We start from the raw sequence: 14888 nt of genomic DNA, 5'->3' as shown, positions 1-14888 counted from the left end.
AAATAATATTTTTACGTCTCCATTTCCTTTTTCTTTAATCTTGTCTCTATAACTCTGGTTAAGATTAATTTGACAACCGCTGCAACAGGCACAGCTAGTATCATACCCAAAACTCCTGCAATATCTGCTCCTATAAGCAAAGCTATCAGAATAAATACAGGTTTAAGTGATACATTACTACCTACAAGCTTTGGTTCAATTATGTTTCCATCAATTTGCTGTACAATGGAAAGTACAATAACAGCAATAATCACCTGACTGTATTGAGCATTTAATAATCCAAATATTATTGTACCTGCAAAGGCAACTATTGGGCCAAAGTAAGGAATTAAATTGCATAGACCTGCAAGTATACCTATCAAAATACCAAATTTAATTCCAATAATAGACAGAACTAAACTTAATATGACACACATGCAAAGGGCATCTAATAATGTTCCTCTTATATAGCCTGAAACAATTGAATCAAGATCATGTAAGTAACCTTTTATTTTTCTTGTAGTTTTATCTGAAAACATAGCTTTTAGAAAAATGTTTCCATATTTAATAAAGTAATCTTTGTCCAATAAAAGATAAACTGCAATAATTAATCCAAAAGCAAAATTTGTAATATATCCAGAAATATTCATTGTATTAGCTGGCAGATTGTTGGCAAAATTCTTTAACAAATTGGTAATGGTATCAGAAAATTGTGCAGTATACTGTTCTAATGCCTTGGATTCAATATTAAGAGCTTTTAGCTTTTCTTCCAGATTTCTAAAAGATTCAGAAAAACTATTTATGTAACTTGAAATTGCAGTAATGACTTTATCAAACTTTACGCTGGAAAATTGCTTTGTAATACTAAAAATAAAAATCCCAAATAATAAAAATATAACTAGTGCTAAAACAATAATACAAACAAAAACAGCAATACTTCTATATTTTTTCTCATTTTTAAATTTTAAAAACTTTACTTTTCTAAGCAGTTTTTCTATATAAGCAACAAAGGGATTAATAATATATGCAATTATAATTCCAATAAATACTGGAGTCAGCATTTTTCCTATACGTTTAAGCACTGAAGTTATTGCTTTAAAAACGCCTTCAATTTCAAAGGTAGCCCTTGCCAATACAAAAATTATTAATGCAGTAACTATTACATAAGCAGATATGGTGGCATATTTTTTATTCATTTTAGACTTAATTTTATCAATCATTGTACCCCTCCAATATTTACATTTTGTAATAGAATTATAAATCTGTCAATATGCGCCTTAGTGTCAATGACCCTAAAAACACAAAGAGCAATGCTGAAATCTACAACATTGCTCTTTATTACTTTCTATATAATTATTCAACAATTTTATAATATGCCCTTGCAGTGATGGAAAATACAATTGCATAAATTACTGCAAAAACAAGTATTGTAATTACAGTGGACTGCATAAATAAAGATACATTTTTCAAATTAAGTATGGCAAGAAGCTTTGTAATCATTGGGAATGCAAAGGCAATATGGATTACTGCAGCAGCCAGAGGCAGGAAAAATACCATTAGTACCTGGCTTCTGATAGTTTTCTTTATTTCTCCTCTGCTCATGCCTACCTTTTGCATAATCTCAAAACGTTCTTTATCATCGTATCCTTCAGATATTTGTTTGTAGTAAATTATAAGCACTGTTGCCATTAAAAATAATGCTCCTAAAAAGATTCCTATAAAAAACAATCCGCCATACAGCATAAAAAAGTCCTGTTTACTTCCTGCAGAGCTGTCAATATTCACATTAATGCTGTTTTCCTTAAATTTATCATTCAGCTTATTAGTTAATGATAATATATCCTTGTCACTGCCTTGAACATCAACTCCAACTAAATATTCTTTAACTCCATTTTTCCCTACAGCATTTATATCATTTGTGAAGATTACATAATTATCCACTATATCATCCATCTGACTTTCCATTCCTGCCACAGGTTTATCTAATACTTGTTTAATTCTATAAGTTTTGTTATCAATGGTAATACTATTTTTATTTAGATTCTTAACCTTAGAGTATAAGAGTACTTCATCGCCGGCAAGGGTAATGTTCTTTCCTTCCAATCTGTTGTAATCAGAAATAGGAATTAGGGTAATCATATTAACATTTGAACTCATATCCGTATTATTGGTTATTGAAAACCTACCATCTTTTTTAGTAACAGGAAAACTATTACTCCAATAGCTAATCTTATTCTTTATACCTATGCTGCTGTTTTTTGACTCAGCCTGTAAAATCTCATCTAACTTTTGCCATTGATTTTCTGTAATTTTTGGTGCACTCATTATTATATTTCTTGGGAATCTGGTTTTTATAACATCTTCCATTCCTACATATAAAGCAACAGTAGTGGAAACCATCACAAGTACTGCAGTACTTAATATGCAGATATTCGCAAGTCCTACTGCATTCTGCTTCATTCTGTACATCATACCTGAAACTGAAATGAAATTACCTGTTTTATAGTAAAATTTTTTATTTTTTCTTAAAGCCTTTAATATTACAATACTTCCCGATGTAAAAAGGGCATATGTGCCCACCATAACCAGAATAACTGCACCAAAGAACAACCTTAAAGCAGAAAGCGGTGCTTTAACATTTAGTGCAATTCCATATCCAGTACCTAGTGCTATAACTCCAATAAGTGTAATAAACCATTTGGTTTTTGGCTCTTTTTCTCCATTCTGTGTACCTTTTAAAAGTTCTATAGGATTTGACATTGTAATTTGGAATAAATCTGACAGCAGAGTTAAGAAAAAAATACCTGTAAAAAGAATTAAAGTTTTTATTACAGACGGCATTGAAACATAAAAGCCAAAGGCCACTTTAAAATTAAGAATCTTTAAAAGCAGAAGAAACATAAGTTTATTAAGAATGATTCCAGCAATAAGTCCAGCTGATAAACTGATAGCTGAAGTGAAAATGCATTCAAAAAGAAGCACCTTAGCAATATGTTTTTTCTCAAGGCCCAGTACATTATATAGTCCAATTTCTTTTTTACGCCTTTTTATCAAAAAGCTATTTGTGTAGAAAAGAAATATAGCCGAAAAAACTCCAATTACTACTGTTCCCAAAGAAAGTATACTTTTCAGGGCTGCAGATCCGCTCATACCATCTAACCCCTTATTTATCGAAAGGGCATGCATAATATAAAACATTGCTATGGTACATATACATGTAATGATAAATGGAAAGTATGTCTTACTGTTGTTCTTTATATTTATTACAGCTAGCCTTGGGTAAAACAGCTTACTCATTTATGCCACCCCCAGTGGTAATAACTGTAAGAGTATTGGAGATTTTTTCGAACATCTCTTCATTAGACATTGAACCTTTATAAAGCTGGTGAAATACTTCCCCATCCTTAATAAAAAGCACTCTTCCAGCATGGCTGGCTGCCTTAGTACTATGGGTAACCATAACTATAGTCTGACCTTCACTATTAATTTGAGAAAATAACTTTAGCAGCTGATCTGTAGATTTTGAATCAAGTGCACCTGTTGGCTCATCTGCCAAAATAAGCTGTGGTGCTGTAATCAAAGCTCTGGCAACTGCTGCCCTTTGCTTTTGCCCTCCAGATACTTCATATGGAAACTTCTCTAATATATCTTTTATACCTAATTTCTCAGCTATGGGCATTAATCTTTTTTCCATTTCCTCATAGGGTTTTCTGGATAAAACAAGGGGTAAAAATATATTATCTTTTAAAGAAAATGTATCAAGAAGATTGAAGTCCTGGAATACAAACCCTAGGTTGTCCCTTCGAAATGCAACTATTTCACTTTCTTTCATTGCCACAATATTCTTACCCTGAAGTAAAACTTCACCGCTGGTAGGCTTGTCAAGAGATGCCAGTATATTAAGCAGTGTGGTTTTCCCTGAGCCGGATTCCCCCATAACTGCAACATATTCACCCTTTTCTACTGAAAATGTTACATTGCTTAGTGCCTGAACCTGATTTCCTCCAAATCTTGTAGAATATATTTTTTTTAGATTATTTACTTCTAATAACTTCATGTTCTTTCCTCCTCATCAGCTTACTATATTGTAATTGTAATAAAAAAAGAAATGCCAAGCCATAACTTTGCCTTACATTTCTTCTTTTAACCTTACATTTGTGTAAGGTTTATTCAATTATAGTATTTATAGAAGAAAAGTGAATTTTTACTGTTGTGCCAACATTAATACTGGACTCAATGGTTATTTTATGAGAAAGCTTGTCTAATATCTTTTTACAAAGATAAAGACCAATTCCAGTTGCCTTTTTATCCATTCTTCCGTTATATCCTGTAAAACCTTTTTCAAATACTCTTGGCAAATCCTCTTCTGAAATTCCTATTCCTGTATCCTTAATTACCAGTATCTTTTCTTCAGTATCCTCCATATATATTGATATTTTACCACTGCTTGTATACTTTAGAGCATTAGATAATATCTGTTCGATGACAAATACCATCCATTTTTCATCTGTTAATACAGTACAATCCGTTTCTTTAAGCTGAAGCACTATATTTTTTTTAATAAATATGTAAGCATATTTTCTAATGCTCTGCCTTACTATATCTAATAAGCTGTAATTTTGGAAAAGTAAATCTGATGATGCACCATCTATTTTTAAATAGCCCAGCGCCATTTCAACATATTCCTCTATTTTAAAGGTTTGTGTTAATAACTCCTTATTGTGCTCACTATGATTTGTCTGCAGAAGTAATCTCATTGCAGCAATTGGAGTTTTAATTTGATGTGCCCAAAGTGTATAATAATCTATCATTTCTGTGTGCTTAATATCTATATTTGAAATAAGTTCCGTACTTTGCTCATAAAGCGCCTTTAAAATAATCTGATAGTCAGCCTCAATCAAACTGTCAGCTGATTGCATTTTATCTATGCCAGCGCTGATCTGCTTCCTAAAAAGGCATAACTCTTTATGCTTTTTATAGTACTTAATAAAATCATAAGATATGAGCACAGTTCCAACACATCCTGATAATAAAAATGCATATACTATTGATTCAAGGGGTAAAGAATACAAAGAAAAAATCATAAGAAATATAAAAATGAAAACACCATCCATTATTATAGTTTTCTTGTGATCTTTAATATACCATAATACAATCCGTAAAAAAGATTTTTCTTTCATATTATTCCACCATATACCCTATGCCCTTTTTTGTTTTAACCAAATCATAAATGCCTTCATCTGCAAGTTTTTTTCTAAGGCGGGTAACATTAACAGTTAAAGTGTTATCATCTATATAGCTGTCACTTTCCCAAAGCCTGGTCATAATATCATCTCGTGATATGGCTTTGCCAATGTTCTCAAATAAAATCTGAAGAATCTTAAATTCATTTTTGGAAAGCTCAATTTTTTTATTTTCATATTCCAGCACTGCACTGCTAAGGTTTAAAACTATACCCTTATGCTCTATTATATCCATTTTCCCTCCAAAAGAATAAGTTCTTCTCAGAAGGGCCTGAACCTTTGCCACAAGAATATTTAAATCGAAAGGCTTTGCAATAAAGTCATCTCCACCCATATTTACTGCCATAATAACATTCATATTATCAGACATAGAGGAAATAAAAATTATAGGTACACTTGATATTTTTCTAATCTCGCTGCACCAATGATAACCATTGAAAAATGGTAAAGATATATCCAAAAGTACAAGGTGTGGGTCAAACTTAATAAATTGTGCTGTAACGTCCTTGAAATCCTTTATATATTCAGTTTCATAATTCCACTGGCATAAACTTTTTTTCATTGATTCTGCAATTACCATATCATCTTCAACAATGAGAATTTTATACATATTACACTCCAATACAATTTCTTTTTAATATTTTATCTTTTAATATATCATAATTGGCTTTTCATTGGAAGAGTTTTTTCAAAAGCTATTCTTTTACTCCCATCTTCTAAATAAATTATTCCGCAATACTGAAATTTGTTTTTATTAAGCATTCTTTGCATAGATAGATTTTCTTTATGGGTATCAACTTTGATGCTGTACACACCTTTTTCCAAACAAAGCTCCTGTACATTTTTGATAATCTGCGTGGATAATCCCATTCCCTTAAAATTATTGTCAACGGCAATTCTATGAATAACTGCATATTCATTATTACTAATCCATTGCCCTTCATAAATAAAATCATATGTTTTTTCTCCATCAAAGGAAACTGCTGCGGTAGCAACAATATTATCTTCATTTAACAATACATAACTATAATTATTATCAATATCATTACTTATTATTTCAGAATTAGGGTAATTATCCTGCCATTGATTAATTCCATGTTCTTTAAAGTAATCTTGTGCCTGGCTGATAATATTCATTATGTTGTTAATATCTGTTTTAACTGATTTTCTAAATTTCACGTTAACCCCCTACTCTCTATATTTAAATTAATTATCAGGTTTATTTTCTTTATTAATTAAATTTTCTAATCCTTCTACCTTCCTTTCTATAGAATTTAACCTTTTTACTACAAATATTACAAATAATATTATGGCTATTATAATAGCGTATTTTAAAATAACTGCAATTACATAAATAAAATCCAACATTTTCTACCCCCCCCAGGCTTATGTTTAAATAATATAAATATATTTTACCATATTTTCCTTCAAATGTTTACTCCTTTCCCAAATTGTGGTATAATTTGTTTAAAATATAAATTAAAAGGAGGCTAACGTATGATTAATCATTTCAATATTAAGAAAGGAATAAAATTAATGGCAATGACCTTAGCGTTTTTAGTAATGGCATTAACGACAACACCAGCAATTGCGGCAGAGAGTTCTCCAAATAATAACAAAAGTGCACTGATAACAACTTTAAATCAAGCTTTAAATGATGCCAAAAAAAATGGGGTTAGAATTGAAAAGAATGCTACTATTAAGTCAGTAGAATCCTGTACCACAGATGAAATAAAAAATGCAATTTTTGAACTAAAAGCAGCAACTGAATGGCAAAAAGAATTTAATAATTATAAGTCTAAATTAAAAGATCCCAAAACAGCAAATATAGAAATTCAAAATACTCAAAATGTTGTACAACCTAATTCTATAGGTACTTTATATGTTGTAAGACAAGATGGAGCAATATATGAAGGAACCCAAACTGTATCAGTAAATGGAGAAACCAGAAAAGTTTCATATAGTGTAAACGTATATTCTAATTATTGTCATACTGAATATGCAGATCAATATGGAGATCCAGCTTACGCATTTTATAAACTATTTTATTGTTGGTCTTCTCAAGGAAATGGAGGAGATCCTAGCATTAAATCTTATACTCAAAATGCCTGTTCTTTAGAAAGTCATACTTCTAGTAGTTATGTTATTTCTGGTGCTGGAACAATTCACATAGATCTTTTTGGAATATATAAATTATTCTATGATGTACCTTTCAGGCATACATTTTATGTTCCCAATGGTACATTTCAACAGGAATACACATATCCACCAGCATAATGCAAATGAACAAATCAGTGGTGAGTTATAACCCAAAAATGTTGTTAATTGACGCAATATGAAAAATTAAATAGCCCGTTACCTTAAAAACTCTAGTTACATTAACTAGAGTTTTTTTATTTGCGAAAAGTGGTGGACAGTATTGGTAGAAAGTCTTAGTGTAATTTTTAAAGTATATGAAAAGCTTACTTTTATAGTTTTGCACCCACTACTCTCTATATTGTTTTAATATTTCCTGAAGCGGTACCCGGCTTATTTTTCTTTTAGCATTTAATGTTCCTATAAAGAATATAACTGCTACAATTGCAATCCCGGCAAATACCTGCCATATCTCAAACTTAAGAGGCAGAACCATATTAAAATGCTCTATTAGATATTTCTCCAAGGTATTCATTATGCCTACAGCTATAGGAACACTTACTAAAAATGATAATATAGAATATAGAAAATAACTATTTAGTATCATAGAGTTAACTTCTCTGTCACTGTACCCCATTACCTTAAGCAGGGATACGTCATAGTATTTTTCTTCTACTGTTATAGTGGTGAGAATATAGAGAACTATTATAGCTATAACCATTGCCACTATTACTAATATATATATAGAATACTTTGTAAAGTTCTGCATAAGCTGTGCCTGCTTTAAAATATCTGATTTATTAGTTACAGTTAAATACTTATCTTCATCTAAATTCTCCTTAGAATAGACCCCATTAAAAAACTCATCTGATTTATTAGATGTTACCATTTTGCTTAGTTCATTTAAATTCATATATATTTTATAATCACTATATTCCTCACATATACCTGCAATAGTCAGATTATATTCTTTATCGCCTATTTTTACTTCTATATTGTCTCCAATTTTCTTATTATACTTCATATTAAAGCTTTTGTTTATAATAACTCCTTCTTTTAGCTTTGCTGTAATATCTTTATTTTTATCATTATAAAGTTTATGAAGTTTGTTATTATATTCAATGCCTTTTAATGTTATGGTGTCATCCTTATATTTTCCATTAGGATATAATAAAAACTTTTCTTCTCCATTTTTTAAAGTTGGAATGGGCTTGGTTATATCCACAGAAGCTTCATATTTGTAGTTTACATTATTATAATAATCAGTTATCATCCTGTTAAATAAGCCATTTGTCATAAGTGTAAACATTATTAGTATGGAAACAAAAGCAATACCAATAAAAAATACAAAAAACTTTCCTGTATCGTTAAGTATAAAAGTGTATTTAAATTTAGTTACAGCTTTTGCATTTTTCATCATCTTTGAAGCAAATTTATTTAGTTTACTTACTTTTTCCTTTTCTCCTGCCCGCAGTAAATCTACAGCCTTTTTTGATAACATCTTTCTAACTATCAGCATTGACAGTCCAATAAAAAATATTAATGGCAGCAATATAGCTGTTAAAAATACCATTAAATTAGTCTCTATATTTGTTGATGGTAAAAGATAAAACTCTAAATATAAATCTCTCACATATACTGATGAAAATTTTCCTGCTGCATATCCAGCAATAAGCATTGGAAGTGATATTGCCAGTATAAGGGTTAAATATGGAACAGCTATTTCAGTATTTGAATAACCCAAAGCTTTTAATACGCCTATCTGGCCGCTTTCGCTTCTTATAAGTTTGTATATTATTATTGCAACTATCATAATTGCTATAGATGAAATCATAAAGCTAAGGCCTAGGCTCATAGCCTTTCCCCCTCTTATTTCTTCATATACAGCCCCGCTTCTTATTTGATTTTTAGTACTGGTTATATTAGTTATATAATCTAAATCCTTTTGATTTTTAATATCATTTATTACAGTTTTTTCAAAACTTTTTTCATCAAACTTTCCTTTAGATTTACCAGCAAAATGGAATCCTTCTTCACCCTTTATATTCTCATATTCTTCATCTGTAACTAATCCTATGGTCTGCATACCATTATCAATTATGAAGGTTGAGCTAAACATAGGCAGATTGTAATCTGGAAACAATACATATCCAACTACTTTATAAGATTTTCCTTTTATTTTTAATTCATCATTTAGTTTTATATTGTTCTTTTTTGCATATATTTTTGTTATTGCCATTTCATTATTTGTTGAAGGTTTTTCACCTTCCTCAATCATAGGTATGTTTATATTTTTAGATTCTTTTATAATCTTTATTTTATGATTACTATTATTTATACTTATATCTTTATATTCCCTTAATTCAAGGTTGTAACCCTTATATTTTTCTTTAAACAATTTTTCTCTGTTATGTGAAATTGCATAAAATAAATCCTTATTCTCTTTTTTAATATTAGTTAAAGTATAAATTCCTGGTTTTATATGATAATTTGAAATGGCATATTCAAGTTCCTTTTGTGTTAATCCATTTATCATATCTACAGAAAAGTCTTCTTGATGGTTGTTAATAAAAAATTTCTCTGCAGGTCCTTCTAAAGAACTTATAGCATAAAACATTGTGGTAAATATAAAGGAACTTAAAAAAATTATAATTCCAATGGCAGATAGCTGGACTATTTTATTTTTAAATGTTTTTAATGTACTTTTTGATAACATATGACTAACCCCAATTTATCTCAAATGCATTTTTCTTGAACTCATTTTTTACTATTTCTTCTATTCTGCCTGAGTTCATTTTCATTACTCTATCTGCCATAAGAGCAATATTAGGATTGTGGGTTATAACTACTGTGGTAGTTTTAAATTCCTTATTCATTTTTTGGAGCACATCTAATACTTGTTTGCCAGTTGCTTCATCTAACGCCCCTGTTGGTTCATCACAAAACAATATATTAGGATTTTTGGCAATACTCCTTGCAATAGATACTCTTTGCTGCTGTCCTCCAGATAATTGATATGGATACTTATCTTTTTCAGATTCTATACCTACCTTTTGTATTATTTCATCTATGCTAAATGGATTTTTTCCTATGGCCGCACCTATCTCAATATTTTCTCTTACAGTTAAATTCTGAAGCAGATTATATTGCTGAAAGGTAAATCCTAAATTATCTCTTCTGAATTTAGTTAATTTTTTCGAATCATAGTTGCTTATTATCTCATCATTATAGCTGATTTCTCCTGATGTAGGATTATCAAGTCCGCTTATTACATTTAAAAGGGTACTTTTACCGCTTCCGCTGGGTCCTAGTATAACTAAGAATTCACCTTGTTTTATTTCCAGTGATATATTTTTTAGCGCATAAGTTTCTATGTCCCCTGTTTTATATATTTTATTTACGTTTTTAAGTATTATAGACAAATTCCCCTCACCCTTTCCTTATTGTATATTACTTTACTACCTTAATAAATTAAATTAATAGAAAATTTACCCCTGCTCCATAACCACAATGGAGTATGGATATCTATAGGACAAATTTCAGTATCTTTTAATAATTCAAACCATCTATTAACGGCAACTTCCTGAATATTAGATAAATAAAGTAAAATATAGATAGTTTTCTAAGGAACTTAACTCAAGCCCAGGGTTGTCATTAATAAATTCAAATAAGCAAAACAGCTAAGGCGATATTCCTTGCACTTAGTTCTTGTCATTAAGTGGCCAGGATTATAGCATTCATCTAATTCATTGCTACTGTGCCCTGTTTCAAACAATTCTTTAAAAGATGTCTACTCAATTCATCTTTTTAACTTATTTATATTTTACCATGCACTTTTCAAAAAAGTCTACGTCACTTATGGTTCGGTTCACCATAACTACTCAAAATGAGGTTTTTCCATTTTATTCTTCTGTATATATTCTACATAAATATGGTATAATTCTAAAGTACAATTTTATAGTTAAATGTGGGCTACTGGTATCACTCATCCCTTTTGAAGGGAGGTGATACATATGAGTAACGATATTTTGATGTTACTATTTCAGGCAGGATTATTTTTATTAGCACTACTAACATTTATAGTGTTACTTATTGATAAAATGCACAAAAAATAGTAGCCCCCACTCGCAATTGGATGCTACTATTTTTTAATCATATTAAATTATAGTGATGTCAGTTGCCTATGCAACTAGAATTGTATACTATAGGGTGTTGATAGCACCCTATTTTTATTTTCTGCACTCTTATTTATATTATATCAAATTTTTATAAAAAATAAACATATAAAATTTCTTTTATTAAATTATTTAATCGATATTAATTGAAATAGTAAATTCCACCCATGAGAATTTCAATGTGGAAGTTAGTTTTTCAAATTAATGGGTGGATTTTAGTTGTGCAAAGTTCATTCACATAACTATCCTTAACCATCTTAACTACTCCTAATTTGTAATTGGACAGATTGTCAAGGACGGAGCCGCTATGCGGTGCGAAGCATCCTTGATAATATGATCAATTACAGTTATAATGTTGACTAGATGGTTAAGAAAATACTGAGGTGGAAATTACTTTTACAAAATAGATGGATTATTTCTCACCTTTGTTTTGTATACCAAAATTTATGTTATCCTGTCTATTTAATAGTTAATTATTGCATTTTTGTTCCAGATATTAGGCAAAATAAACCTCTTTTCTTATGCAATACTTTTTAATCCCTTTTATAGGTTGAAGTTACTTTTTCAAACTGGAATTTACTTTTTCAATTGACCATTATTTAATCGATTTAATCGATATTTATTACTTTCTATATAATACATATACTTTGAGTTTATAACATAGAATTTATTAAATGTATAACATTATAAAAAGGAGATTTTTAGAGAACATGGATAAATTCCAAGATATCGAAGAAAAAATCGATAAATTTTCAGAAACATTACCATGCCAATCCGCTATGCCTTTCCCGCCAATAAAAGTTGAAAGTAAAAATCCGTATTATGCAACTTTATTATTAAATGCTTTTGCCAGTAGTGCAGATAGTGAAATACAGGCTATTACTCAATATATATACCACAGTAAAACCATAAGTAATAACACCATATCAAAAGCATTGATGTGTATTGCATTAATCGAAATGCGCCATCTGGATGCTCTTAGTGAATTAATCACAATGCTTGGAGGCAAGCCATTTTACGAAAACTCAAATAAAAACTTTTGGATGACAGGTAACATAGCCTACATTGATAAAAACATCATCTATGAAAAAGAACACTCTTATGCTGAAGGCGATAAAGAAAATTCAAGAGATAAACTGGAAGCAGATATCGATGGCGAGAGAAATGCTATCAATGGCTATAATAGATTATTAAAAACCATCCAGGATAAATATATAGAAAAAATTATAATAAAAATAATATCTGATGAACAAACTCATATTAAGATTTTTAAAAACCTGATTGAAAAATATCTATAACAAAGTTCACCCCTGTTGAGCAAATTTTGTTGCTAAAAATAAGCCGCGAGAAACGTCTCCGCGGCTTATTTGCTTAATCAATGTATAGCTTGTTTTTATCATTAAAGAAGAACACGCCTACACCGCCAATTCCTATATGGCTCCCTAATACACTCCCAATTTTATTAACAATAAAATTATGTTTTCCCATTCGCTTATTTATGATTTCCATAAGTTCATTTGCAGTTTCAATATCATCTGCATGGCTGATTCCAATAACCTGATCAGGAAACTTTTCAATTCTTTTTTCTAAAATATCAACAACTGTATTAAGAGCCTTTTTCCTGCCTCTGATTTTTTGAATGACTTCCATTTCTCCATCCTTAACATCTAAAATTGGCTTAATATCAAGAATACTGCCTATAAGCCCTTTAGTTTTACTTATTCGTCCACCTTTAATAAGCCAGTTTAAATTTGGAATAGTAAATATATGTTCTACATGCTTAACTAGTTCTGATATTTCATTAGTTATAATATTAAAGTCATAGCCAGCCTCAGCTAGTTTTGCAGCCTGCAGGGCTATTAAACCAGTGGCTGTTGATCCGGCTTTTGAATCAATTACTGCAATCTTTACTTTTTTAAATTTTTTCTTAAATTCTATGGCAATACCATTAGCAACTTCATATGTACCAGATAAAGCTGATGAGAAAGAAAGATATATAAAATCCATTCCCTTGTTACAATATTCAGTAAATAAATTATATATATCAGCAGGTCTTGGTTGAGATGTTCTTGGTACAATACCTTCTTTCATTGCAGAGTAAACCTGTTCTATTTTTATTGTCTTTTTATCTAGATATTCTACACCTTTAATTAAAATTCTTAGCGGTAAGAATTCTATGTTGTACTTATCCAAAATTTCTTCGGGTAAATCACAAGTACTATCAACTATTATTTTTGTCATGTAAAAATTCACCTTCCTAAAAATTTAACCTAATAATTAAATTTTACTCTCTTTTTAATTTCCTGCAAGCTTTGGTAAAGCTATAAAAATGAAAAGCTTTGCAAAATTTATATGAATGCAAAGGTTTTTTCTTGCACATAACATTTAAATCGTAGTTTACCATCAAACCCTATTCTTTGTAAAATAAAAGTTTGAAGGCACAAGAGTAAGAATAACTATTATTCCCAAATTGTAACTTTTACCATGTTATCTTCTAAATTTTCAATTTGCTTTTCAACAATTATAGTTTCAACTTTTTCATCTTCTGGAGCACCTGCATTTCCTCCAATGATTGGATATAAGCAATCAATTATCGGTTTTACTTTTCCATTGGAAATTGTTGCAATACTTAAATTTTTACTACCAAATTGCAAATGAATTGTACATTTGTTATTAGCCTTTTTAAATTCACTAATTTCTTTAATCCATTTCGGAATAGCTTCATCTGTTGCCTTATTCGGAAATTTACCTTTAAATATAGCGTCAAAAATTGGTATTGTATTCGGAAGCGAAACAGTATTCTTATCTATTTCCCTAATGTAAAGCCCTTCAATATCTCCAATTCGCTTTTTTGCTTTCCAATACTTTATATTTATTCTTTTCCCATAAAACCAACCTAATGTAGTTGTAAGAACTGCAAAAACAGGTTCACACAAATTATCTATATCAAATTCATACTTTTTAAAATTATCATCATTAAAAATAAACTCAAATTCAATAGCTTCAAAATTGTTTTTTTTATTTCCTAATGTATTTATAATTTCTTCTTTCCAAGGCTTTTCTCTGCTTGTTGCAAATGTAGCAGGCTTTCCTTTAATCCAGTATTCTTTGCTCATACAAAATCATCACTTCAATTAAAATTCCTGGGATTAACAATTTATCTCCTGTATATCTATCAATGAATCCATCTCTAAGGAATACTTGCATTTTTATCTTATCTGTATATGCCCTTTTTTGAACAGTTTCTTGTGTAAATTTATAATTATTATTTATAAATTTAATAGCTTTTTGTTTTGATTCATTAAGTATTAAAGAACAAGCCTCTCTAATTATTAATGCTTTATCCATTATTAAA

Annotated in this window: 15 protein-coding genes; 3 read left to right on the top strand and 12 right to left on the bottom strand. The window is 29.8% G+C overall.

The window, feature by feature from the left end; translation table 11 throughout:
* Window positions 1-11: 11 nt before the first annotated feature.
* From EQM05_RS01850 to EQM05_RS15625, 7 genes are all read right to left on the bottom strand, one after another.
* Window positions 12-1199, bottom strand: a complete 1188-nt coding sequence (locus EQM05_RS01850) for an AI-2E family transporter (protein WP_128748403.1) — start codon at window positions 1197-1199, stop codon at window positions 12-14.
* 133 nt (window positions 1200-1332) lie between these two features.
* The gene (locus tag EQM05_RS01845) at window positions 1333-3276 is read right to left on the bottom strand and encodes an ABC transporter permease (RefSeq protein ID WP_128748401.1); all 1944 of its coding nucleotides are present in this window, start codon (window positions 3274-3276) and stop codon (window positions 1333-1335) included.
* Entirely contained in the window at window positions 3269-4036 is a 768-nt protein-coding gene (locus EQM05_RS01840; RefSeq protein WP_128748399.1) for an ABC transporter ATP-binding protein, read from the bottom strand. The genes EQM05_RS01845 and EQM05_RS01840 overlap by 8 nt, the downstream gene beginning before the upstream one ends.
* Before the next feature lie 109 nt (window positions 4037-4145).
* Complete coding sequence (locus EQM05_RS01835; protein ID WP_128748397.1) at window positions 4146-5159, bottom strand: sensor histidine kinase; 1014 nt, start codon at window positions 5157-5159, stop codon at window positions 4146-4148.
* Between the two features lies 1 nt (window position 5160).
* Window positions 5161-5832, bottom strand: a complete 672-nt coding sequence (locus tag EQM05_RS01830) for a response regulator transcription factor (RefSeq protein ID WP_128748395.1) — start codon at window positions 5830-5832, stop codon at window positions 5161-5163.
* Between the two features lie 47 nt (window positions 5833-5879).
* Window positions 5880-6401 carry a GNAT family N-acetyltransferase gene (locus tag EQM05_RS01825; protein ID WP_128748393.1) on the bottom strand — a complete coding sequence of 174 codons (522 nt, stop codon included), beginning with the start codon at window positions 6399-6401 and terminating at the stop codon, window positions 5880-5882.
* Between the two features lie 27 nt (window positions 6402-6428).
* Window positions 6429-6590 carry a hypothetical protein gene (locus tag EQM05_RS15625; protein ID WP_164917164.1) on the bottom strand — a complete coding sequence of 54 codons (162 nt, stop codon included), beginning with the start codon at window positions 6588-6590 and terminating at the stop codon, window positions 6429-6431.
* Window positions 6591-6719: 129 nt separating this feature from the next.
* On the opposite strand from EQM05_RS15625, the gene EQM05_RS01820 reads away from it, so the two are divergent.
* A complete protein-coding gene (locus EQM05_RS01820) occupies window positions 6720-7499 on the top strand; it encodes a hypothetical protein (RefSeq protein WP_128748391.1) in 780 nt (259 codons plus the stop codon).
* A 208-nt stretch (window positions 7500-7707) separates the two neighbouring features.
* On the opposite strand, the gene EQM05_RS01815 is transcribed toward EQM05_RS01820, so the two are convergent.
* Window positions 7708-10074, bottom strand: a complete 2367-nt coding sequence (locus tag EQM05_RS01815; protein WP_128748389.1) for an ABC transporter permease — start codon at window positions 10072-10074, stop codon at window positions 7708-7710.
* 4 nt (window positions 10075-10078) lie between these two features.
* The gene (locus EQM05_RS01810) at window positions 10079-10780 is read right to left on the bottom strand and encodes an ABC transporter ATP-binding protein (protein WP_128748387.1); all 702 of its coding nucleotides are present in this window, start codon (window positions 10778-10780) and stop codon (window positions 10079-10081) included.
* 591 nt (window positions 10781-11371) lie between these two features.
* Here EQM05_RS01810 and EQM05_RS01805 point away from each other — a divergent pair.
* Together EQM05_RS01805 and EQM05_RS01800 are read left to right on the top strand one after the other, a co-directional pair.
* Window positions 11372-11473: a putative holin-like toxin gene (locus tag EQM05_RS01805; RefSeq protein ID WP_128748385.1), complete on the top strand. Its 102-nt coding sequence runs from the start codon at window positions 11372-11374 to the stop codon at window positions 11471-11473.
* Window positions 11474-12243: 770 nt separating this feature from the next.
* Window positions 12244-12831: a ferritin-like domain-containing protein gene (locus tag EQM05_RS01800; protein ID WP_164917163.1), complete on the top strand. Its 588-nt coding sequence runs from the start codon at window positions 12244-12246 to the stop codon at window positions 12829-12831.
* A 73-nt stretch (window positions 12832-12904) separates the two neighbouring features.
* Here the strand turns inward: EQM05_RS01800 and EQM05_RS01795 are convergent, their stop codons facing one another.
* The 3 genes from EQM05_RS01795 to EQM05_RS01785 form a co-directional block, all read right to left on the bottom strand.
* Window positions 12905-13774 (bottom strand): DegV family protein, encoded by an 870-nt coding sequence (locus EQM05_RS01795; protein ID WP_128748381.1) that lies wholly within the window; start codon window positions 13772-13774, stop codon window positions 12905-12907.
* A 218-nt stretch (window positions 13775-13992) separates the two neighbouring features.
* On the bottom strand, window positions 13993-14649 hold the full coding sequence (locus EQM05_RS01790; protein ID WP_128748379.1) for a hypothetical protein: 657 nt from the start codon (window positions 14647-14649) through the stop codon (window positions 13993-13995).
* Window positions 14627-14881, bottom strand: a complete 255-nt coding sequence (locus EQM05_RS01785; RefSeq protein ID WP_128748377.1) for a hypothetical protein — start codon at window positions 14879-14881, stop codon at window positions 14627-14629. The genes EQM05_RS01790 and EQM05_RS01785 overlap by 23 nt, the downstream gene beginning before the upstream one ends.
* Between the last annotated feature and the right edge of the window lie 7 nt (window positions 14882-14888).

Source organism: Clostridium sp. JN-9 (genome assembly GCF_004103695.1).
GTDB lineage: Bacteria > Bacillota > Clostridia > Clostridiales > Clostridiaceae > JN-9.
This window is presented reverse-complemented; position numbering and strand designations above follow the sequence as displayed.

Bases quoted from the DNA above. Each gene is read 5' to 3' on its own strand.
- EQM05_RS01845 (WP_128748401.1), bottom strand. From the start codon at position 3,276: ATGAGTAAGCTGTTTTACCCAAGGCTAGCTGTAATAAATATAAAGAAC.
- EQM05_RS01785 (WP_128748377.1), bottom strand. From the start codon at position 14,881: ATGGATAAAGCATTAATAATTAGAGAGGCTTGTTCTTTAATACTTAAT.
- EQM05_RS15625 (WP_164917164.1), bottom strand. From the start codon at position 6,590: ATGTTGGATTTTATTTATGTAATTGCAGTTATTTTAAAATACGCTATT.
- EQM05_RS01795 (WP_128748381.1), bottom strand. From the start codon at position 13,774: ATGACAAAAATAATAGTTGATAGTACTTGTGATTTACCCGAAGAAATT.
- EQM05_RS01840 (WP_128748399.1), bottom strand. From the start codon at position 4,036: ATGAAGTTATTAGAAGTAAATAATCTAAAAAAAATATATTCTACAAGA.
- EQM05_RS01805 (WP_128748385.1), top strand. From the start codon at position 11,372: ATGAGTAACGATATTTTGATGTTACTATTTCAGGCAGGATTATTTTTA.
- EQM05_RS01815 (WP_128748389.1), bottom strand. From the start codon at position 10,074: ATGTTATCAAAAAGTACATTAAAAACATTTAAAAATAAAATAGTCCAG.
- EQM05_RS01830 (WP_128748395.1), bottom strand. From the start codon at position 5,832: ATGTATAAAATTCTCATTGTTGAAGATGATATGGTAATTGCAGAATCA.
- EQM05_RS01820 (WP_128748391.1), top strand. From the start codon at position 6,720: ATGATTAATCATTTCAATATTAAGAAAGGAATAAAATTAATGGCAATG.
- EQM05_RS01790 (WP_128748379.1), bottom strand. From the start codon at position 14,649: ATGAGCAAAGAATACTGGATTAAAGGAAAGCCTGCTACATTTGCAACA.
- EQM05_RS01835 (WP_128748397.1), bottom strand. From the start codon at position 5,159: ATGAAAGAAAAATCTTTTTTACGGATTGTATTATGGTATATTAAAGAT.
- EQM05_RS01850 (WP_128748403.1), bottom strand. From the start codon at position 1,199: ATGATTGATAAAATTAAGTCTAAAATGAATAAAAAATATGCCACCATA.
- EQM05_RS01800 (WP_164917163.1), top strand. From the start codon at position 12,244: ATGGATAAATTCCAAGATATCGAAGAAAAAATCGATAAATTTTCAGAA.